We start from the raw sequence: 20,697 nt of genomic DNA, 5'->3' as shown, positions 1-20,697 counted from the left end.
CGCCCTGTTTTGTTGGGCCGGGGCTCAACCGCCCTGCTTGGCCTCGATGATCTCAACGGCGTCGCCTGCGGAAAGGCGCGCCTCGGTCCAGGTGCGGCGGGGCACCACCGCGCCGTTCACCGCCACCGCGATGCCCTTGCGCTCCGGCTCCAGCCCTTTGGCGACGAGCAGGTCGGCGACGGTGGCCACGGGATGGGCCTCCTCGGCGCCGTTCACCTTCAGGGCCAGCATGGTGCTCACTCCGCCGCCGCGCGCGGCGGGCCGAAGCGCTCCGCGCCGAAGGGCAGGGCGACATCCGCCATTGTGCCGCCGAGGATGTGGTCGGCGATCACCTGCGTGGTCACCGGCAGCAGCAGGATGCCGTTGCGGTGGTGGCCGGTGGCGTAGACGAGGCCGTCCACCTCCGGGCTCGGGCCGAGGATGGGCGCGTCGTCCCGGCTACCGGGGCGGAAGCCGACCCATTGCTCGACGATGCTCAATTCCTCCAGCGTCGGCAGCGCCCGCCACGCATGGGTGAGCAGCGCCAGCTGGCCGCCGGCCGTCAGGTCCGTGTCGAACCCCTTCTCCTCGGTGGTGGCGCCGATGATGAGACGTCCGTCGCGCCGAGGCACGAGGTAGGAGCCCGGTGCCCACAGGACATGGGAGAGGATGGGCGCGGCCGGGTCCATGCGCAGGGAGAGCATCTGGCCCTTGATGGGGCGCACCGGCAGCGGCGTCGCCGGGGTGATGTCCACGCCCCGGCTCCAGGCGCCGGCCGCGAGCACCACCACGTCGGCGGCATGGTGCGTCTCGCCCGTGACGACGCCGGTGGCGCGGCCGCCGGCCGTCTCCACCCGGCTGACCGGGGTGTGTTCGTGGAGCCTCGCGCCAGCCTTGAGGGCGGCGATCTTCAGCGCGGCCGCCACCTTGCGGTTGTCGACTTGGTGGTCCTGCGGGCTCAGCACGCCGCCGGCGAGGCGTGGCGCCAGATAGGGCTCGCGTCGGCGGACCTCGGCGGCGCTGAGCCACTGGACGGGCAGGCCCAGCCCCTGCTGGAAGGCGAAGAGGTGGCGCAGCTTGGCGAGGTCATCCGCCGTGAGGGCGATGGTGATCGTGCCTTCGGTGCGCAGGTCCACCGGCTCGCCGGAGATGCGCTCCAGCTCCGCGGCGAAGGCGGGCCAAAGGGTCTGGCTGGCGCGGGTGAGGGGGAGCAGGCCTTCCTCGCCCGGCTCGGCCTCGGCGCAGGCGGCGAGCATGCCGGCGGCGGCGCGGCTCGCGCCTTGCCCGGTCTCGCCGGCATCGAACAGGTCCACCGGGCAGCCGGCGTCCGCGAGGCGCCATGCGAGGGCGAGGCCGATGACGCCGCCGCCAACGATCGCCACACGGGGCTTCACCTTGCCTGCCGATCCGGAGCCGGCTTGCGACGATGGTGCGGAAACAAACTGCGACAAGCTCTCGCTCATCGGCATCTCCCTACGCTGGCATGATCCAGACAGGTTCGATGGGTATAATCTCAGCCGCGCATGATGCGCGGCACCCCAGGCCGTATCTGTTATTTACTCACGCCGGCCGCAGAACTGCAAGGGGCGGGGCGCCGGGAATGGCCCGGACCTCAGCGGTTGAGTTCGCTCTCGTCCAGCTGGCGGGCCTCGTCGGCGAGCATGATCGGGATGCCGTCCCGGATGGGATAGGCGAGGCGCGCTGCGCGGGAGACCAGCTCCTGGCGCTCGCGATCATATTCCAACGGCCCCTTGGTGAGGGGGCAGACCAGGATTTCGAGCAGCTTGGGGTCGACGTCATGGCCGGGACGCTGGGACTGGATCATGTTCTCGCTCTTCAGGGCCGCGCGCTGGGATGGCACGGGTTCGGCGGCGCGCCACCATAGCGGCGACGGTGCCGCCTTTCACCTGCGTTTTTCGCGCCATCACGGTTCCTGATGGTCATATCAAGCGGTTTCGCTGTCTTTTCAGCTGCACACGTCCTAATGAAGCGGCCCTGAACAGCGCCGGGAGCCGCATGGATCGACGTCTGGCCATAGGGCTTCTTCTCGGCTTCGTCGCGGTGGTGATGTTCGGCGCGACGCTGCCGCTCACGCGGTTTGCCCTGCACGATTTCAGCCCCTCCTTCATCAGCTTCGGCCGCGCGGCCCTCGCAGGTTTCGCGGCGCTGGGGCTGGTGCTGGTGATGCGCCGGCCGTGGCCGTTCGGCCAGCGCGCGGTGCTGTGGCGCCTCGCTGTCTCCTCCGCGTGCCTGATTTTCGTGTTCCCGCTGGCCATCGGCGTCGCCACCCAGACGGTGCCGGCGGCCCATGGCGGCATCGTCCTCGGCCTTTTGCCCCTGTGTACGGCGATCGCCGCCATGCTGCTGGCCGGGGAGCGCCCGGGCCTCGGCCTGTTCGCCGCGAGTGCGGTGGGCGCGGGGCTGGTGGTGGCCTTCGCCTTGCGCAACGGCGCGGGCGGCGCGCTGGGGATGGGCGACAGCCTGCTCTTCCTCGGCGTCATCGCCTGCGCCATCGGCTATGCCGTCTCGGGTGGCCTCGCGCGCACCATGTCGGGGTGGGAGGTGATCGCCTTCATGCTGATCCTCTGCCTGCCGGTGACGCTGCCGCTCGCGCTCCTCACCTTTCCATGGGGCGGGGCGGGGGACGTTGCGGGCGCCTCCTGGGCGGCGCTGGTCTATCTTGGCCTGTTCAGCCAGCTCATCGGCTTCTTTTTCTGGAACGCCGGTCTCGCCACAGGCGGCATCGCCCGCGTCGGGCAGATGCAGTTGCTGCAAACCTTCGTGACGGTGGGCCTCGCCTGGCCGATCAATGGCGAGGTGCCGGACGCCGAGACCATCGCCTTCGCCGCCGGCGTGGCGCTGGTGGTGGCCGTGGCGCAGCGCACGCGCTCCCGGCCGCGCTGACCCCCAAAAGCAAACGGCCCGCCGAAGCGGGCCGTCCGTCACTCTCAAAGTGTTGAAACGCTCACGCCGCCTTGGAACGGGCGGTGATGAGCTTGCGGTTCACCAGAACCTCGGCAATCTGCACCGCGTTCAGCGCGGCGCCCTTGCGCAGATTGTCCGACACGCACCAGAAGGCGATGCCGTTGTCCACGGTCGGGTCGTCGCGCAGGCGCGAGATGTAGGTCGCGTCCTCGCCGGCGGCCTCGTGGGGGGTGGCGTAGCCGCCCGGCTCACGGGTGTCGATGACGAGGATGCCCGGCGCCTCGCGCAGGATCTTGCGCGCGTCGTCGGCCGAAAGCTCCTTCTCGAACTCCACGTTCACCGCCTCGGAGTGGGAGATGAAGACCGGCACGCGGACACAGGTGGCCGTGAGCTTGATCTTGGGGTCGAGAATCTTCTTGGTCTCGGCCACCATCTTCCACTCTTCCTTGGTGTAACCGTCGTCCATGAAGACGTCGATCTGCGGGATGAGGTTGAAGGCGATGCGCTTCGGAAACTTCTTCGGCTCCACCGGATCGGAGACGAAGATGGCCCGCGTCTGGGAGAACAGCTCGTCCATGCCGTCCTTGCCGGCGCCGGAGACGGACTGGTAGGTGGAGACCACCACGCGCTTGATGGTCGCGGCATCATGCAGCGGCTTCAGCGCGACCACGAGCTGCGCCGTGGAGCAGTTCGGATTGGCGATGATGTTCTTCTTGGAGAAGCCGACGATGGCGTCCGCATTCACCTCGGGAACGATCAGCGGCACGTCCGGGTCCATGCGCCACTGTGAGGAATTGTCGATGACGACGCAGCCCTGCGCGCCGATCTTCGGCGACCATTCCTTGGACACGGCCCCGCCGGCCGACATCAGGCAGATGTCGGTGTCGGAGAAGTCGTAGGTCTCGAGCGCCTTCACCTTCAGGGTTTTGTCGCCGTAAGAGACTTCCACGCCCTGCGACTTTCGCGAAGCGAGCGCAACGACCTCGTCCGCGGGGAAGCCCCGCTCGTCGAGGATCGAGAGAATCTCCCGGCCCACGTTGCCAGTGGCGCCGACGACGGCGACCTTGTAACCCATGATGTTCCTCGGATGTATCGGCCCATGCGGCCGAAGACCGTGCTTTTAGGCCGAACCCCCTAGCCTTGCAAATCGAAGATTCGCGATCAGCCATGCCATCGGCGCAAGCGACTGTTGCGTGAACGCCACGCGCCGGCCGCGAGACGGCGGGAACATGGCGCCGAGGAGGCGGGTTTCCTTGCGCAGGGGACAAACGTCTATTAATCCAGTCAAGGTCGGCCCTGCGCCGATCTGGGAGGATGCCATGGGTTTCGCTTCGTTCACCGCCTTCGCTTCTCTTGCCCGCACGGGCCTGAAGACGGCGCTCTCGGTGTCGCTGGCGGTCGCGGCCATCGCGGCGACCACGGGCGCCTTCTCCATCGCTTCCGCCGACAGCGCCGAGGCGCAGACGGTGAAGAAGCGCAATCGTATCGTCGTCGAGCGCCGCTCGTATCTCGACGCCGGAACCGTGGTGAAGCCCGGCTCCAAGTCCTATCTCGACTACGCGCTTTCGCCCGGCTACTTCTACCCGACCTATGGACCCACCGCCGCTGGGCCCGGCCCCATCACCGGCCTGCGCTGGCCGCTGCCGGGCGCCTTCGACCTGCCGGGGTTTTGAGCCAAGGCAACCGAAGAAGACGGAAGGGGCCGCCTCGCGGCCCTTTTTTGTGGCGTGAAATCACAGCGATTTCGCGGTGTTTAATTTTTATCCCGGCCAAGCATGACATTTCCGCCCATGCGCGCCATAACGGCCGTATGCCGCGACGTCGGCCCGACCCTACAGCGCAAGATGCCCCCTAAGAGCCCATGCCCCGCCCCCGCTTCGCGCTGCCGATGCTGAGCCGCCAGTCGCGCCGAAGCGTCATTCCGGGCCTGCGGCTCTCGCTCGGCCTCACGCTGCTCTATCTCGGCCTCATCGTGCTCCTGCCCATCGGCGCGCTGCTGCTGAAGGCGGCGGATGTGGGCTTCGAGCGCTACATCGCCATCATCACCTCGCCGCGCACGCTCGCCTCCTTCCAGGTGACGCTGACCACGGCGGCGCTGGCGGCGCTGTTCAACGCGGTCTATGGCCTTGCCCTCGCCTGGGTGCTGGTGCGCTACGAGTTTCCCGGCAAGCGCCTGCTTGATGCCATGGTCGACGTGCCCTTCGCCTTGCCCACGGCGGTGGCTGGCCTCGCGCTGACGGCGCTGTTCGCCAAGAACGGCTGGTTCGGCGCGCCGCTGGCGCAGTGGGGCATTCAGGTGGCTTACGCTCCGGCCGGCATCGTCTGCGCCATGGCCTTCACCTCCATCCCTTTCGTCGTGCGCACGGTGCAGCCGGTGCTGGAGGACATGGAGCCGGAGCTGGAGGAGGCGGGAGCCACGCTTGGCGCGAGCGACCTCACCATCTTCCGCCGCATCATCTTCCCCGCGATCTTCCCGGCCTTCCTCGCCGGCACGTCGCTGGCCTTCGCCCGCTCTTTGGGCGAGTTCGGCGCGGTGGTGTTCATCGCCGGCAACCAGCCGTTCCGCACCGAGATCGTGGCGCTGCTCACCTTCATCCGGCTGGAGGAATATGACTATGCCGCCGCGGCGGCCATCGCCGTCACCATGCTTGGCCTCGCCTTCCTCATGCTGCTGATCGTCAACGCCGTGCAGGCGTGGCACCAGAAGTTCGCGATGGGGGATGCCTGATGGCGTATCCCGTCAACCGCCACCGCCTGCGCGTCGGCGACGGCACGGCAACCCGCTCGGTGATTCTCACATTGGTGCTGGCGACCACTGCGCTGGCGCTGATCGCGCCGCTGGCGGTCATCTTCGCCGAGGCCTTCGCGCGCGGCCTCCCGGCCTATCTCGAAGCGCTCGCCCGGCCCGATACGCTGCACGCGGTGGGGCTGACGCTGCTCGCCGCCATCATCTGCGTGCCGCTCAACACCGCCTTCGGAATCGCGGCGGCCTGGGCGGTGACGAAATTCTCCTTCCGCGGCCGCAACCTGCTGCTTGCGCTGGCGGAGCTGCCCTTCTCCATCTCGCCCATCGTGGCGGGCGTCGCCTATCTCTTCGTCTATGGAGCGCAGGGGCTGTTCGGGCCGTTCCTGCAGGCGCACGACATCAAGATCATGTTCGCGGTGCCGGCCATCATCCTCGCCAGCCTGTTCGTCACCGCGCCCTTCGTGCTGCGCGAGCTGGTGCCGCTGATGATGGCGCAGGGGCGCGACGAGGAGGAAGCGGCGGTGAGCCTGGGCGCCTCGGGCTTTGACGTGCTGCGGCTCGTCACCCTGCCCAACGTGAAGTTCGCGCTGCTCTATGGCGCGGCCCTGTGCAATGCACGGGTGATGGGCGAGTTCGGCGCCGTCTCCATCGTCTCCGGCAACATCCGGGGCCAGACCTCGACCCTGCCGCTGCAGATCGAGCTGCTCTATCAGGACAGCCACACGGTCGCGGCCTTCGCAGCCGCAACCGTGCTCGCCGGCGTGGCACTGTTCACGCTGGTGGCAAAATACCTGATCGAGCGGGCGGAACGGGCACGGGGCGAGATCATCGCGCCGCGCCGGCCGGGGCATTGATCGGCTCGGCTGCGGTCTTCGACCGGTGCCGAGCGTCTTCGCTCAGGAGTCGCGCCGCTTGAGATAGCCTCACGCCGCCGCAGCGGTGCCGGTCGCGGCGGCGATTTCGCGCTTCATGGCTGCGATGGTCGCGGCATAGTCCTTCGCGCCATAGATGGCGCTGCCGGCGACGAAGGTGTCCGCGCCCGCCGCGGCGATGGAGCCGATATTGTCCACCTTCACCCCGCCGTCGATCTCCAGGCGGATGTCGCGGCCGGAGGCGTCGATGCGCTCCCGGATGGCCTTGAGCTTGTCCAGCGCCGAGGGGATGAAGGCCTGCCCGCCGAAGCCGGGATTCACCGACATGACCAGCACGAGGTCGAGCTGCTCCAGCGTGTAGTCCAGCACCGAGAGGGGGGTGGCCGGGTTCAGCACCAGGCCGGCCTTCACGCCCTTTGAGCGGATGAGCTGGAGCGAGCGGTCCACATGCTCGGAGGCTTCGGGGTGGAAGGAGATGAGGTCGGCGCCCGCGCTCGCGAAGGCCTCGATCATGCCGTCCACCGGCTTCACCATGAGGTGGACGTCCACGAACGCCTTCGTCGCCTTGCGCAGGGACTGGAGGATCAGCGGGCCGATGGTGAGGTTGGGGACGTAATGGTTGTCCATCACGTCGAAATGGATCCACTCGGCACCGCCCTCGAGCACCGCATCCACCTCGGCGCCGAGGCGGGTGAAGTCCGCCGAGAGGATGGACGGGGCGATGATGGGATAGGCGCGGGCCATGGCAATCTCCTCAACGTCTGGAGAGCCGGGGTCCGGCACAAGACTGCGCCGAAGTCGGCTCCCTTCATGACCGTCCCTGAAAAGAGCCTGCTGCGCAGGATCCTTCCATGGATCCCGGATCAGCGCTCCAGCTTCGCTGTGGCTTGTCCGGGGAAAGAGGCGGCCATGGCCGCCTCAGGCACTCTATAGGCACGGCGCCGCGTGGGCGCCAGCCGTCCGCTCAATGCACCCGTTCAATGCACCACTTGCGCGAGTTCGCCGGATGCGTAGCGCCTGGCCATGTCGTCCAGCTCGATGGGGCGCACCTTTTCCGCCTTGCCGGCGGAGCCGAAGGCCTCGAAGCGGGCGATGCAGACCTTCTTCGCCTCGTCCATGGCGGCGGCCATGAACTTGCGCGGGTCGAACTCGCTCTTGTTCTTGGCGCCGACGCGGCGGATGGCGGCGGTCATGGCGAGGCGGATGTCGGTGTCGATGTTCACCTTGCGCACGCCGTAGCGGATGCCTTCCTGGATCTCCTCCACCGGCACGCCGTAGGTCTCCTTGATGTCGCCGCCATAGGTGCGGATTTCCTCAAGCAGCTCCTGCGGCACCGAGGACGAGCCGTGCATCACCAGATGGGTGGTGGGGATGCGCTGGTGGATGGCCTTGATGCGGTCGATGGCGAGGATGTCGCCGGTGGGCTTGCGGGTGAATTTGTAGGCGCCGTGGGAGGTGCCGATGGCGATGGCCAGCGCATCGCACTGGGTGGCCTTCACGAACTGCGCGGCCTCGTCCGGATCGGTCAGCAGGCGGGAATGGTCGAGGGCCTCCTCGGCGCCATGGCCGTCCTCGGCCTCGCCCTTGCCGGTCTCCAGCGAGCCGAGGCAGCCAAGCTCGCCTTCCACCGACACGCCCACCGCATGGGCCAGTTCCACCACCTTGGCGGTGACGGAGACGTTGTAGTCGTAGTCCGCCGGGGTCTTGCCGTCTTCCTTGAGCGAGCCGTCCATCATCACCGAGGAGAAGCCGGACTTGATGGCGCCCATGCAGACGGCGGGGGAGGCGCCGTGGTCCTGGTGCATCACCACCGGGATTTCGGGATAGGCCTCCACGGCGGCGGCGATGAGATGGCGCAGGAAGGGCTCGCCGGCATATTTGCGGGCGCCGGCCGAGCCTTGCAGGATGACCGGCGAGGACGTGGCGCGGGCCGCATCCATGATCGCCTTCACCTGCTCCATGTTGTTCACGTTGAAGGCTGGCAGTCCGTAGGAATGCTCCGCCGCATGGTCGAGCAGCTGGCGCATGGAAACGAGGGCCATTGTCCTCTCCTCTTCAATGTTCAAGTCGGTGTCTCGGAATGCGAGCGCCATGGTCCCGTTCGTCCCGCCATCCCCCGGCTTGTCCGGGGGATCCACGATGCCGTTTGGCCGGTGTCCGCTGTCCGCTGTCCTTCACCGCTTATGCGGGCCGGTGGATGCCCCGGACAAGCCGGGGCATGACGGCCGTAGAAGCGGGCCACAGACGCGGCGTTTCTCACCCCACCACCCGCCGCACGGCGTCGGCCACGGCCTCCGGCGTGAAGCCGAAGAGCGGCCAGAGATCCTTTTCCGGCGCGGATTCGCCGAAGCGGTCGATGCCGATGGCGGTGATGGCGTCGGCGCGCGTGCCGGAGAGGCCGCGCCAGCCGCGGGTCACGCCCGCCTCCACCGCCACCACGGGCACACCCTTGGGAAACAGGGTGGCGCGCTCGGTTTCGGTCAGCGCCTCGAAGCGCTCGCGGCAGGGCATGGAGACGATGCGGGTCGGGATGCCGGCGGTATCGAGCAGGTCCGCCGCCGCCGCCGCCAGCTTCACCTCGGAGCCGGTGGCGACCAGCACCGCGCGGGCGAGGCCCTCGCTCTCGCGCAGCACATAGGCGCCGGCCTCGATCGCCTCGATTTGCGCGGCGTCGCGCGGCCAGCAGGGCAGGTTCTGACGGGAGAGGATGAGGGCGCTCGGCCCGCTCGTGCGCGTCAAAGCGGCGTGCCACGCGCTCAGCGTCTCCACCGTGTCGGCGGGGCGCCACACGTCGAGATTGGGGATGAGGCGCAGGCTCTCCACATGCTCCACCGGCTGGTGGGTGGGGCCGTCCTCGCCGAGGCCGATGGAATCGTGGGTGAGGATGTAGATCACCCGCTGGCCCATCAGCGCGCTCATGCGCATGGCGTTGCGGGCATAGTCCGAGAACACGAGGAAGGTGGCGACGAAGGGGATGAACCCGCCGTGCAGGGCGATGCCGTTGGCGATCGCCGACATGCCGAACTCGCGCACGCCGTAGAAGATCTGGTTGCCGGCCGGATCGCGGGTGATGGGTACGGCGCCGGGGAAGGTGGTGAGGTTGGAATGGGCAAGGTCCGCCGAGCCGCCGAGGAATTCCGGTACCGCCGGGGCGAGAGCAGCCAGCGCGAGCTGGCTGGCCTTGCGGGTGGCCACCGTCTCGGCCTTCTCCACCGTTGCCTTGAGGGCTGCGTCATAAGTCGCCACGAAGGCGGGAGAGAGGTCGCCCTTGAGCCGGCGGCGGAATTCGGCGGCCTCCGCCGGATAGGCGCGCGCATAGGCTTCCATCCGCGCCTCCCACGCCGACTGGCGGGCGGCGCCGTCCTTGCGCGCATTCCACAGAGCGTAGATGTCGTCCGGCACCTCGAAGGGCGCATGCTCCCAGCCCATGGCGGCGCGGGTACGGGCGATCTCCTCAGGCCCGAGCGGGGCGCCGTGGGTGTCCTGGTGGCCTTCCTTGGTGGGGGCGCCGCGGCCGATGGTGGTCTTGCAGCAGATCAGCGTCGGCTTGCCGGTCTCGGCAAGCGCCGCCTCGACCGCCGCCCGCAGCTGCGCGGGGGAATGGCCGTCCACGTCGCGGACGACCTGCCAGCCATAGGCGGCGAAGCGGGCCGGAGTGTCGTCCGGGAACCACTCCTCGACCTTGCCGTCGATGGAGATGCCGTTGTCGTCATAGAAGGCGACGAGCTTGCCGAGACCGAGCCGGCCGGCGAGGGAGCAGGCCTCGTGGCTCACGCCCTCCATCAGGCAGCCGTCGCCGAGGAAGACGAAGGTGCGGTGATCGACGATGGAGAGCCCCGGCCGGTTGAACTGGGCCGCCAGCGTCTTCTCGGCAATCGCCATGCCCACCGCATTGGCGAGGCCCTGGCCCAGCGGGCCGGTGGTGGTCTCAACGCCCGGCGTCATGCCCAGCTCGGGATGGCCGGGCGTGCGCGAATGCAGCTGGCGGAAGCGCTTCAGCTCGGCAATCGGCAGATCGTAGCCGGTGAGGTGCAGGAGCGCATAGATGAGCATGGAGCCGTGCCCGTTGGAGAGCACGAAGCGGTCGCGGTCCGGCCAGGACGGGTCCGCCGGATTGTGCCGCAGATGCTCGCGCCAGAGCACGGCGGCGATCTCGGCCATGCCCATGGGCGCGCCGGGATGGCCGGATTTGGCCCGCTCCACGCCGTCCATGGCGAGCGCACGCAGGGCCGCCGTCACAGGCCAGCCGAGCGCGCCGGGCGAACGGTCGACGGGCGCCGGAGCTTCGGCAGCGGCAATGGCAGCGGCGTGGGCGGTCATGGTGTTCTCCCTTCGGCTCGCGCGCCCGGAGATCCCGTCCCGGAGTCGGCGGGGAGGGCGGGCCTTCAATCGGTTACGCAACACGCGCCATCTCGTGCCGGAGGAGGCCACGCTCCGTCCGGAAGAGGTGGGGGGAGGGCGGCAGCCACGCGTCCAAGGTCGCCCGGGCTTCGGGGCTCAAGAACGTGCCGCCCTCCCCCTCGCCCTCCCCCCGGCGCGGGGGAGGGACTGTCGCGCCCGCCTCAGGCGGCGCGGCGCTTGCGGTCCATGAGCTTCATGATGAGCGGGGTCAGCAGGAGCTGCATGGCGAGATCCTGCTTGTTGCCCGGGATGACGATGGAATTCGCCCGCGACATGAAGCTGTTGTGGATCATCGACAGCAGGTACGGGAAATCGATGCCGTGCGGGTCGCGGAAGCGGATCACGACCATCGACTCGTCCGGCGTCGGAATCCAGCGGGCGATGAACGGGTTGGAGGTGTCCACCGTCGGCACGCGCTGGAAGTTGATGTCGGTCTCGGTGAACTGGGGGCAGATGTAGCGCACGTAATCGGGCATGCGCCGCATGATGGTGTCGGTCACGTCCTCGGTGGAATAGCCTCGCGTGGCCTTGTCGCGATGGATCTTCTGAATCCACTCGAGGTTGATGACGGGAACCACGCCGATCTTCAGGTCGGCATGCTGGGCGAGGTTCAGCTCGTCCGTGACGACGGCTCCGTGCAGGCCCTCGTAGAAGAGGATGTCGGTGCCCTGCTCCAGATCTTCCCAGTCGGTGAAGCGGCCAGGTTCGGTGTTGTAGAGCTTCGCCTCGCCGGCATCGTGGACATAGTGGCGGAAGCGGCCGGAGCCGGTGGCGCCATAGTCCTTGAACAACTGGGCGAGATCATCGAGCCGGTTGGTTTCGGGCGAGAAGTGGCTGAAGTGCTTGTTGCCCTTGGCCGCCTCGGCGGCCATCAGCTCGCGCATCTCATAGCGGTCGTAGCGGTGGAAGCTGTCGCCTTCCACGAAGGCCGCCTTGACCTTCTCGCGGTAGAAGATCTGCTCGAAGGTCCGCTTGACGGAGGTCGTTCCGGCGCCCGACGAACCGGTGACGACGATGATGGGGTGCTTGATGGACATGGGATGCTCGAGTTCCGAAGGTCAGGGGGCGCGGGTCAGATGAACAGTCCGCGCCGGGCGAACAGCGGCGATCGCTCGCCGTGGCCGTTCGGCTCGAGGTGATAGCGGCTGACGCGGGCCACCTCGTCGCGCGAGCCGAAGATGAACGGCACGCGCTGGTGCAGGGCGTCGGCGGTCAGGTCGAGGATCGCGCCCCGGCCATCAGTGGCGCAACCGCCGGCCTGTTCCATCAGGAAGGCCACCGGGAAGGCCTCGTAGAGCAGGCGCAGGCGGCCGTGGCTGTAGCCCTTCCGGCCGTCGCCCGGATAAAGATAGATGCCGCCGCGCTGGAAGATGCGGTGCGCGTCCGCCACCATGGAGGCCACCCAGCGCATGTTGAAGTCGCGCTCCCGCGGGCCCTTCTTGCCGGCGAGGCAGTCGTCCACATAGTCGCGCACCGGCGCGTCCCAGTGGTGGTAGTTGGACATGTTGATGGCGAACTCGGCCGCGCCCTCCTTCACCTTCACCTCGGCATCGACCAGACGGAAGAGACCGGCGCGGTCGAGGGCGAAATGCCAGGTGCCGGCGCCCAGCGTCAGCATCATCGCGGTGTGCGGGCCGTAGATGACGTAGCCCGCGGCCAGCATGTCCCGGCCGTTCTGCAGGAAGGCCGAGGGGGCGGACGCGTCGGCGCCCTCGGGACGCGGGAAGACCGCGAAGATGGTGCCCACCGAGATGTCGGTGTCGATGTTGGACGAGCCGTCCAGCGGATCGATGGCAACGAGGAGCGGCGCCGCAGGATCGAGCAGGACCGGCGCGTCATTCTCCTCGGACGCCACCGCCGCCACCGGCGCCGCCTTAAGCGCGCCGATGACGATGTCGTTGGAGATGACGTCGAGCGCCTTCTGGCCTTCGCCGGCCTCGCCGGAAGAGAGGGTGCGGGCGAGATCGCCGGCGAGCGGCCCCTCGGCGATGGCGGCGGCCAGCGACGCGCAGCCGGTTGCAAGGGCGCAGACGGTATCCGCGATGGCACGGCGGCGAGCATCCGCACCCGCCCACTCGTCCAGCATGACGGTGAGCGTGATGCGCGAGGCAGCAACAGCCTGTGCGGCTGCGGCCCGATGGTCTGCGTTCGGCTCCAACATGGCAGGTCTCCCTGAGGGCTCCTCCGCGCGGCCCGTTCGTCGGGCCGTCACAGGTTTTGTTCTTTGGTCGTCTTTGGCTTCGGCGGATCAGCCCGCCTGCGGCTTGTAGTCGGGGGCGTCGATGCCGCCGGCAAACACCCGGCTGGCGCGGACATCCCGCTCGGTGATGGTGGCGAGGGCCTCGCGGTCGGTGAGGCCGCCGGTCTCGAACAGGCGCAGGGACTGGCGCAGGCGCATGCGGTCCAGGGCGTTGCGGATGGAGCGCGCGTTGGCGAAGTTCGGCTGAAGCCGGCGCTTGGCCACATATTCCTCGATGGCGACCTCGGCCTCCGGGCTGAAGATGTAGTCGGCGTCGGCCGCCATGGTCCTGGCGATCTCCACCAGCTCGGCGTCCTCGTAGTCCGGGAAGTCGATGTGGTGGGCGATGCGGGAGCGGAAGCCGGGATTGCTCTCGAAGAAGCGGTCCATGCGGTCCTTGTAGCCGGCGAGGATCACCACGAGATCGTCCCGCTGGTTTTCCATCACCTGGAGCAGGATCTCGATGGCTTCCTGACCGTAATCCCGCTCGTTCTCGGGCCGGTACAGATAATAAGCCTCGTCTATGAACAGGACGCCGCCCATGGCCTTCTTAAGAATCTCTTTGGTCTTCGGTGCCGTGTGGCCGATATATTGACCCACAAGATCATCCCGCGTCACCGAGACAAGATGACCCCGCCGCACATATCCGAGGCGGTGGAGGATCTGCGCCATCTTGAGGGCGACGGTGGTCTTGCCGGTGCCGGGATTGCCGGTGAACGCCATGTGCAGCGTCGGCGCGCCGGAGGTGAGGCCCAGCTTTTCGCGGGCCCGGCCGATGACGAGGTGGGCGGCGATCTCGCGGATGCGCCGCTTGACGGGCTTGAGGCCGATCAGGCCCTCGTCCAGCTCGGCGAGGAATTCGGGGACTTCGCTCTCGGTGAAGAGAGCGCCGAGGTCGAGCCTGCCCTCGGCAGCCTCAGCCGGCAACGCGGCGGACGGTGCGGATGTGGCGACATCGAGCATGGTCGAACCTCGGCGTTAAGTGGCGCGGTGGGAACGGCCGCGCTGGTGAAGCTCGAAAAGGTTGGTCAGGTCACCCGGCCGCGTAGGCCCGGTTCTGGAGTGCATAGCGCTGGGTGCGGCCCGGACCCTCGGTGCGGTCGAGGCGGAAGCCGTCTTCCTTCGCCGGGCGCTGCACGATGAAGGACAGGCGGATCGTCTCCCACCCACGGGTGGAGTCGAAGGCGTTCACGCGCACATATTTGCCGGGATGGGCGGCGCGGCAGGCCTCGACCTCGCCATAGACGCCGGCGGCGTCACGCAGGTCGAACATGGGCAGGCCCCACATTTCCCAATAGGTGTTCCGGGGATGGGGATCGTCCGTGTATTCGACCGAGACCGCCCAGTTCTGTTCCAGCGCATACTGGATCTGGGCCTTGACCTGGGTCGCCGTGAGATCGGGCAGGAAGGAGAAGGTGCCTTGGGTGATGCGCATGTCTCTTCTCCTCAGGCGACGGACGCGGTGGGCACGAAGTCGGACGTGTCGGTGGAGGCGTAGTTGAAGGTCACCTCGCCCCAGGTATCGAGCGCGGCGCGCAGCGGCTGGCACCACTTGGCGGCCTCGATGAGGATTTCCGGGCCTTCGTTCTTGATGTCCCGGCCCTCGTTGCGGGCGAGGATCATGGTCTCGAGGGCGACGCGGTTGGCGATGGCGCCGGCCTGGATGCCGTCCGGATGGCCGATGGTGCCGCCGCCGAACTGGAGCACCACGTCCTCGCCGAACAGGTCGATGAGCTGGTGCATCTGGCCGGCGTGGATGCCGCCCGAGGCGACCGGCATGACCTTGCGCAGGCCCGCCCAGTCCTGATCGAAGAAGATGCCACGGGTGTAGTCGGTCTTCGTCGTCGTCTCGCGGCAGACGTTGTAGTAGCCCTGCACGGTCATGGGGTCGCCTTCCAGCTTGCCCACCGCGGTGCCGGTGTGGAGATGGTCGACGCCGGCGAGGCGCAGCCACTTGGCGATGACGCGGAACGAGATGCCGTGGCCCTTCTGGCGCGTGTAGGTGCCATGGCCCGCACGGTGCATGTGCAGGATCATGTCGTTCTCCCGGCACCAGTGGGAGATGGACTGGATCGCGGTCCAGCCGACGATGAGGTCCACCATCACCACCACGGAGCCCAGCTCCTTGGCGAATTCGGCGCGGCGGTACATCTCCTCCATGGTGCCGGCGGTGATGTTGAGGTAGTGCCCCTTCACCTCGCCGGTCTCGGCCTGCGCCTTGTTGACGGCTTCCATGCAGTAGAGGAAGCGGTCCCGCCAGTGCATGAAGGGCTGGGAGTTGATGTTCTCGTCGTCCTTCACGAAATCGAGGCCGCCCTTGAGGGCTTCATAGACCACGCGGCCGTAATTCTTGCCGGACAGGCCCAGCTTCGGCTTGGTGGTGGCGCCCAGCAGCGGGCGGCCGAACTTGTCGAGGCGCTCGCGCTCCACCACGATGCCGGTGGGCGGGCCCCGGAAGGTCTTCACATAGGCGACGGGGAGGCGCATGTCCTCCAGGCGGCAGGCCTTCAGCGGCTTGAAGGAGAAGACGTTGCCGATGATCGAGGCGGTGAGGTTGGCGATCGAGCCTTCCTCGAACAGGTCGAGATCATAGGCGACCCAGCAGAAATACTGCCCCGGCTGGCCCGGCACCGGCTCCACCTTGTAGGCCTTGGCGCGGTACATGTCGGCGGCGGTGAGGCGGTCGGTCCACACCACGGTCCAGGTGGCGGTGGAACTTTCGCCGGCGACGGCCGCAGCTGCCTCAATGGGGTCGACGCCGTCCTGGGGGGTGACGCGGAACAGCGCGAGGATGTCAGTGTCCTTGGGGACGTAGTCGCCATCCCAATAGCCCATCTGCGCATACTTCAGCACGCCTGCGGCGTACCTCTTCTTGGCGTCCTTGATCTGCCCGATGGCGGCGTCGGCACCCATGATGGCGGCCCTCCTGTTTGTTGAGGTGACCTTGCCCCCGGCTCGATTTCAGGTAAATTTAAATGATATGAACTAGGCATTCAGGAAACCTGAAGTGGCGCCCCACTGGACCCTTCGCCAACTCCGCCTCGTGGCCCTCGCCGCGGCCTCCGGCTCCTACGCCAAAGCCGCGCAGGACATGGGTTTGAGCCCGCCTGCGGTCACCGCCCAGATGAAGGCGCTGGAGGAGGACATCGGTGTCCCCGTCTTCGAGCGCGTGGACGGCCGTCTGCGACCGACCGCCGCTGGACAGGAGCTTCTGTCGGCTCAGGAGCGCATCGCGCGGGCCTTGTCCGAGGCCGAGCAGGCCATCGCGGCGATGAAGAGCCCCGAGCGGGGTTCGGTGGTGGTAGGGGTGGTCTCCACCGCCAAATATTTCGCCCCCATGGCGCTTGCCGCTTTTCGCCGGCGGCGGCCGGAAATCGAGCTGAAGCTCATCATCGGCAATCGCGAGGACATCCTCCGGGGCATGGTGAGCCTCGATTTCGACGTGGCGATCATGGGCCGTCCCCCCACCGCGCTGGAGGCGGAGACGCGGCTCATCGGCGACCATCCGCACATCGTCGTGGCACCCGTGGACCATCCCCTTTTCAAGCGGCGCAAGCGAATCACACCGGCCGATCTCGCCCGCGAATCGCTTCTGGTGCGCGAGCCGGGCTCAGGCACGCGCATGCTCATGGAACGGGTGTTCGAGGAGGCGGGGGCGCCCAACCCGCCCATCGCCATGGAGATCGGCTCCAACGAGACCATCAAGCAATCGGTGATGGCGGGACTCGGCCTCGCCTTCATCTCCGCCCACACGGTGGCGGCGGAGGTGGCGGACGGCCGACTGCGTGTGCTGGAGGTGGAGGGGCTGCCGGTGGTGCGCCAGTGGCTGGCCGTGCGCGCCCGCGACAAGCGCCTGATGCCGGCCGGTCAGGCGCTGATGGACTTCCTCGCCCGCGAGGGCGGCAGCTTCCTGCCGCAGATGCCGGGCGGGGAGGGCGGGCGCTGCTATCTGCCGGAGGCTCGCGTCTAGAGCGTCTCCTGGTTTCATGGAAGCGGGGAGAGGCTCCAGATCCTTGGTTTGATGCGCTTGCGGGCCGTCAGGCAGCCGGCGCGGCCATCTGGAAGGGCTCGCCCGTCTCAACGAGGGTCTTGAGCCGGGACAATCCCTCCGGCCAGCCGTGCACCACGGCCTTGGAGGTTGCCGTCTCTCCGTCGAAATCGTCGTGAATGAGCGTCAGCTTGCAGGCATCCGCGCCGATCGGCGCGATCTCCCATGTGACCCGCGAGGGCTTGTCCGCCGCTACGTCTGGCGCCCACTGGGCGTGGAAGGACAGGACAAGCCGATGCGGTGGCTCCATTTCCAGGATGGTGCAGGCGATGACCTGCCGGTCGCCCATGTAATAGTTCCGCGAGCCTCCGGTCCGCCATTCGGTCCGGCTGGTCATGTTGAAGTGCTCATAGAGCGGCGTTTTCGCATCGTCCGCCAGCACCTCCCAAAGGGCTTGAGGCGTCGCCTTGATGAACAACTCATAGATGTGCTTCGGCGCGGTGGAACTCATTGGATTGTTCTCCAAAAGAAGCTTCAGGCCGGTCATCGCCGCCATATGCGGCGCGGCATAACGGGAAATCCAGCGGTCGGCGACGAGCTGGATAGGGACCGGGTTGAGATAATGGTGCTTCTCACGGCCCACTTTCCGGGTGAGGAGGAGATGTGCTTCCTCCAGCACCTTGAGGTGTTTCATCACGCCGAAGCGGGTGAGGGTGGTGTGCGGCTTCAGCGCCTGCTCCAGCTCGCCAAGCGTGCGGCCATCGTGCTCCTGTAGCAGATCGAGCACCGTTCGCCGGACGGGGTGGGACAGGGCGGCGAAGACGTCATCCATGGGTGCAATATGTTCCAATTTAGTCACGTGTCAAGATGGTCACATATACATGCAAAACAGAAACGCCGCGCTCGGAGGAGCGCGGCGTTTCGATCCCGTTCGAAACAGCGGTGCGGCTATCCCTTCGCCGCCTGCTTCTTGCCGAGGCCTATTGCGCTCTTGATGTTGTCCCACAGTTCGATCTTCACCCCGTGCCGCCGCATGATGAGCGCCTGCTGGGTGACGGAGAGGGTGTTGTTCCAGGCCCAGTAGATCACCAGACCGGCGGCGAAGTGCGCCAGCATGAAGGTGAAGATGATGGGCATCCAGTTGAAGATCATCTGCTGGGTCGGGTCCGGCGGGGCCGGGTTCAGCTTCATCTGCACCCACATGGTCACGCCCATGATGAGCGGCCAGGCGCCGAGCAGGAGATAGCTGCCGATGACCGGCACGGAGCCGGGATCCCAGGGGATCAGCCCGAACAGGTTGAACACGGTGGTCGGGTCGGGCGCCGAGAGGTCGCGGATCCAGCCGAAGAACGGCGCGTGCCGCATCTCGATGGTCACGAACAGCACCTTGTAGAGGGCGAAGAACACCGGAATCTGGATCAGGATGGGCAGGCACCCCGCAACCGGATTGATCTTCTCCTTCTTGTACAGCTCCATCATCGCCTGCTGCTGCTTCACCTTGTCGTCGGCGTAGCGTTCGCGGATGGAGGTGAGTTCCGGCTGCACCGCCTTCATCTTCGCCATCGAGGCGTAGGACTTGTTGGCGAGCGGGAAGAAGATGCCCTTCAGCAGCACGGTCACCACGAGGATGGCGACGCCGAAATTGCCGACGACGCGATAGATCCAGTCGATGACGAGAAACAGCGGCTTGGTGATGAAATAGAACCAGCCCCAGTCGATCAGCCGGTCGAAGCGGTCGATCTTGTAGGTCTCGGCATAGCCGTCCACCACCTGCACCACCTTGGCGCCGGCGAAGAGCTGGCCGGAGGAGGCGACCTTGCCGCCCGGCTCCACCGTCAGGGGCTGGGCGAGATAGTCGGTCTGGAAGGTCTGCTGGCCGTTGATCATGGCCGAGGAGAACTTCGCGTCCACCTTCACGCTCTGGTCGGGAATGACGGTCGCCGCCCAGTATTTGTCCGTTATGCCGAGCCAGCCGCCGGTGGAGGAGAAGGTGAGGGGCTTCTCCTTGTCCAGCTTGGCATAGGTGACTTCCTGCAGGCCATTGTCGCCGAGGACGCCGATCAGGCCCTCGTGCAGGATGTAGAAGCCCTCGACCTTTGGCACGCCGTGGCGCGAGACGAGGGCATAAGGGTAAAGCGTGGCGGCGGCGGCGCCCTTGTTCTCCACCTCGTCCTTCACCGCGAACATGTAATGATCGTCGATGGTGAAGGTGCGGCGGAAGGTCAGGCCCTGCCCATTGTCCCAGGTGAGGACGAGGGGGGTCTTCTCCGTCAGGGTCGCGCCGGGCTGGGCGGTCCACAGGGTGTCGGGGCCGGGCACGGCGACGCCGGCGCCGGCGGCCGAGGTCCAGCCGAATTCCGCGTAGAAGGGATTGGGACCGCCGGACGGCGACAGGAGCACGATGTTCGGGCTCTTGGGGTCCACCGTCTCGTGATACTCGGTCAGCAGGAGGTCGTCCGCCCGGGCGCCGCGCAGCGAGATCGAGCCGCTGAGGCGCTGGGTGGCGATGGGCGCGCGGGGGGAGGCGGCGATCGCCTCGGCGCGGGTCAGCGCCCGCCCGGCGCCGGGCACGCCGGTCTGGGGCAAGCCGGCGGGGGTCGTTCCCGGAGCCGCGCCGGGCGTCGGCGTGGTGCCGGACTGCGCCTGCTGCTGGGCGGCCTGCTCGATTCGCTGCTGCTCTGCGGCCTGGCGCTGCTTTTCCGCCTGCGGAATGCCGAAGAAGAACTGCCAGCCGATGAGGATCGCCATCGACAGGCCGATGGCGATGAACATGTTGCGGTTATCACTCATGCCGGAGGGTCTCCGTCGGCGGCATCGTCAAATCGGGAGTGTTCGGGCCGGCAGCGCCGGTGGAGCGTGCGGCGTCCTTAGACGCCGGCAGCGACTCTTTTAAGACTCGCGGCGCGCCCTGCCGGGGCCGCGACCTGTCTTTTGAGGAGGCATCCTTCGGAGCTTTTGGCGCGTGCAGTTTGCGCACGGCGCGCTCCATCTCGGATACGAGGCTGTCGAAGGGGGTGCGCAGCGCGGCCTCGCGGGCCACCAGCACATAATCGAAGCCGGGGCGTCCGGCCTCCGGCAGCACCAGCCGCACCGCCTCGCGGAGGCGGCGGCGGATGCGATTGCGCATAACGGAATTGCCGGTCTTCTTGGTCACGGTGAAGCCGACCCGCACATCTTCCCCATCGCCGCGATCGCGGCCCTGCATGAGGAAGGAGGCGACGCCGGCACGCTCGGCCTTGGCCGCAGCGAGGAAATCACGGCGTTTCTTGAGGCGGTCCAGCCGGCGGAGACGATCCGGATTGAGATCCGAGGGGCGTTCCACGTTGGACGGCTCCCGAAGACGGGCAGCTCCGCGAGGGTCCACCCTCAGGCGGACAGGCGCTTGCGGCCGTGGGCGCGGCGGGCGGCAATGATCTTGCGGCCGTTGCGGGTCTCCATGCGCGCACGGAAGCCGTGGCGGCGCTTGCGCACGAGCTTGCTGGGTTGATAGGTGCGCTTCACGGTCAAATCTCCAGATGTCTTGAGGCCGCCTTGCGGATCGGACCCC

The 20,697-nt window shown here is 67.5% G+C and carries 21 protein-coding genes and 1 riboswitch; of the genes, 5 read left to right on the top strand and 16 right to left on the bottom strand.

The annotated features are described in order from the left end of the window. Positions 1 to 24: 24 nt before the first annotated feature. From thiS to J2126_RS05545, 3 genes are all read right to left on the bottom strand, one after another. On the bottom strand, positions 25 to 231 hold the full coding sequence (thiS, locus tag J2126_RS05555) for a sulfur carrier protein ThiS (protein WP_209484719.1): 207 nt from the start codon (positions 229 to 231) through the stop codon (positions 25 to 27). Between the two features lie 5 nt (positions 232 to 236). After that, a complete protein-coding gene (gene thiO / locus J2126_RS05550; protein ID WP_209484717.1) occupies positions 237 to 1,442 on the bottom strand; it encodes a glycine oxidase ThiO in 1,206 nt (401 codons plus the stop codon). Then, positions 1,431 to 1,530, bottom strand: a riboswitch (TPP riboswitch). It overlaps the preceding gene by 12 nt. A gap of 61 nt (positions 1,531 to 1,591) precedes the next feature. Beyond that, a complete protein-coding gene (locus tag J2126_RS05545) occupies positions 1,592 to 1,804 on the bottom strand; it encodes a Trm112 family protein (protein WP_168460022.1) in 213 nt (70 codons plus the stop codon). A 191-nt stretch (positions 1,805 to 1,995) separates the two neighbouring features. On the opposite strand from J2126_RS05545, the gene J2126_RS05540 reads away from it, so the two are divergent. Further along, positions 1,996 to 2,883, top strand: a complete 888-nt coding sequence (locus J2126_RS05540) for a DMT family transporter (RefSeq protein ID WP_209484715.1) — start codon at positions 1,996 to 1,998, stop codon at positions 2,881 to 2,883. 61 nt (positions 2,884 to 2,944) lie between these two features. On the opposite strand, the gene J2126_RS05535 is transcribed toward J2126_RS05540, so the two are convergent. Further along, entirely contained in the window at positions 2,945 to 3,979 is a 1,035-nt protein-coding gene (locus J2126_RS05535; RefSeq protein WP_209484713.1) for an aspartate-semialdehyde dehydrogenase, read from the bottom strand. Positions 3,980 to 4,223: 244 nt separating this feature from the next. Between J2126_RS05535 and J2126_RS05530 the strand changes: the two genes are divergently transcribed. The 3 genes from J2126_RS05530 (at position 4,224) to cysW (ending at position 6,504) form a co-directional block, all read left to right on the top strand. Next, complete coding sequence (locus J2126_RS05530) at positions 4,224 to 4,577, top strand: hypothetical protein (protein WP_245327219.1); 354 nt, start codon at positions 4,224 to 4,226, stop codon at positions 4,575 to 4,577. 188 nt (positions 4,578 to 4,765) lie between these two features. Next, a complete protein-coding gene (cysT, locus tag J2126_RS05525) occupies positions 4,766 to 5,632 on the top strand; it encodes a sulfate ABC transporter permease subunit CysT (RefSeq protein ID WP_209484711.1) in 867 nt (288 codons plus the stop codon). Continuing rightward, on the top strand, positions 5,632 to 6,504 hold the full coding sequence (gene cysW / locus J2126_RS05520; RefSeq protein ID WP_209484709.1) for a sulfate ABC transporter permease subunit CysW: 873 nt from the start codon (positions 5,632 to 5,634) through the stop codon (positions 6,502 to 6,504). The genes cysT and cysW overlap by 1 nt, the downstream gene beginning before the upstream one ends. A 69-nt stretch (positions 6,505 to 6,573) precedes the next feature. Here the strand turns inward: cysW and rpe are convergent, their stop codons facing one another. The 8 genes from rpe to J2126_RS05480 form a co-directional block, all read right to left on the bottom strand. Next, positions 6,574 to 7,266 carry a ribulose-phosphate 3-epimerase gene (gene rpe / locus J2126_RS05515; protein WP_209484707.1) on the bottom strand — a complete coding sequence of 231 codons (693 nt, stop codon included), beginning with the start codon at positions 7,264 to 7,266 and terminating at the stop codon, positions 6,574 to 6,576. A 233-nt stretch (positions 7,267 to 7,499) separates the two neighbouring features. Continuing rightward, complete coding sequence (gene fba, locus J2126_RS05510; RefSeq protein WP_209484705.1) at positions 7,500 to 8,564, bottom strand: class II fructose-bisphosphate aldolase; 1,065 nt, start codon at positions 8,562 to 8,564, stop codon at positions 7,500 to 7,502. A 214-nt stretch (positions 8,565 to 8,778) separates the two neighbouring features. After that, positions 8,779 to 10,842, bottom strand: coding sequence for a transketolase (tkt, locus tag J2126_RS05505; protein WP_209484703.1), 2,064 nt, complete (start codon positions 10,840 to 10,842; stop codon positions 8,779 to 8,781). Positions 10,843 to 11,084: 242 nt separating this feature from the next. Beyond that, complete coding sequence (locus J2126_RS05500) at positions 11,085 to 11,960, bottom strand: phosphoribulokinase (protein WP_209484701.1); 876 nt, start codon at positions 11,958 to 11,960, stop codon at positions 11,085 to 11,087. Positions 11,961 to 11,995: 35 nt separating this feature from the next. Further along, complete coding sequence (locus J2126_RS05495; protein ID WP_209484699.1) at positions 11,996 to 13,084, bottom strand: class 1 fructose-bisphosphatase; 1,089 nt, start codon at positions 13,082 to 13,084, stop codon at positions 11,996 to 11,998. Positions 13,085 to 13,171: 87 nt separating this feature from the next. Further along, positions 13,172 to 14,125 carry a CbbX protein gene (gene cbbX / locus J2126_RS05490; protein WP_209484697.1) on the bottom strand — a complete coding sequence of 318 codons (954 nt, stop codon included), beginning with the start codon at positions 14,123 to 14,125 and terminating at the stop codon, positions 13,172 to 13,174. A gap of 70 nt (positions 14,126 to 14,195) precedes the next feature. Continuing rightward, the gene (locus J2126_RS05485) at positions 14,196 to 14,597 is read right to left on the bottom strand and encodes a ribulose bisphosphate carboxylase small subunit (protein ID WP_209484695.1); all 402 of its coding nucleotides are present in this window, start codon (positions 14,595 to 14,597) and stop codon (positions 14,196 to 14,198) included. A gap of 11 nt (positions 14,598 to 14,608) precedes the next feature. Then, complete coding sequence (locus J2126_RS05480) at positions 14,609 to 16,075, bottom strand: form I ribulose bisphosphate carboxylase large subunit (protein WP_209484693.1); 1,467 nt, start codon at positions 16,073 to 16,075, stop codon at positions 14,609 to 14,611. Between the two features lie 94 nt (positions 16,076 to 16,169). Between J2126_RS05480 and J2126_RS05475 the strand changes: the two genes are divergently transcribed. Continuing rightward, positions 16,170 to 17,132 (top strand): LysR substrate-binding domain-containing protein, encoded by a 963-nt coding sequence (locus tag J2126_RS05475; RefSeq protein WP_209484691.1) that lies wholly within the window; start codon positions 16,170 to 16,172, stop codon positions 17,130 to 17,132. 67 nt (positions 17,133 to 17,199) lie between these two features. Here J2126_RS05475 and J2126_RS05470 read toward each other — a convergent pair whose 3' ends face one another. From J2126_RS05470 to rpmH, 4 genes are all read right to left on the bottom strand, one after another. Further along, the gene (locus tag J2126_RS05470) at positions 17,200 to 17,982 is read right to left on the bottom strand and encodes an ArsR/SmtB family transcription factor (protein ID WP_209484689.1); all 783 of its coding nucleotides are present in this window, start codon (positions 17,980 to 17,982) and stop codon (positions 17,200 to 17,202) included. A 116-nt stretch (positions 17,983 to 18,098) separates the two neighbouring features. Beyond that, positions 18,099 to 19,940, bottom strand: a complete 1,842-nt coding sequence (gene yidC / locus J2126_RS05465; RefSeq protein WP_209484688.1) for a membrane protein insertase YidC — start codon at positions 19,938 to 19,940, stop codon at positions 18,099 to 18,101. Further along, on the bottom strand, positions 19,933 to 20,472 hold the full coding sequence (gene rnpA, locus J2126_RS05460; RefSeq protein WP_209484686.1) for a ribonuclease P protein component: 540 nt from the start codon (positions 20,470 to 20,472) through the stop codon (positions 19,933 to 19,935). Before rnpA ends, yidC begins: the two co-directional genes overlap by 8 nt. Positions 20,473 to 20,516: 44 nt before the next feature. Beyond that, positions 20,517 to 20,651, bottom strand: coding sequence for a 50S ribosomal protein L34 (gene rpmH / locus J2126_RS05455; protein WP_024280417.1), 135 nt, complete (start codon positions 20,649 to 20,651; stop codon positions 20,517 to 20,519). Between the last annotated feature and the right edge of the window lie 46 nt (positions 20,652 to 20,697).

It is taken from the genome of Xanthobacter flavus (assembly GCF_017875275.1).
Classification (GTDB): domain Bacteria; phylum Pseudomonadota; class Alphaproteobacteria; order Rhizobiales; family Xanthobacteraceae; genus Xanthobacter; species Xanthobacter flavus_A.
The sequence above is the reverse complement of the archived record's forward strand: the minus strand, read 5'-3'. Positions and strand labels throughout refer to the sequence as shown.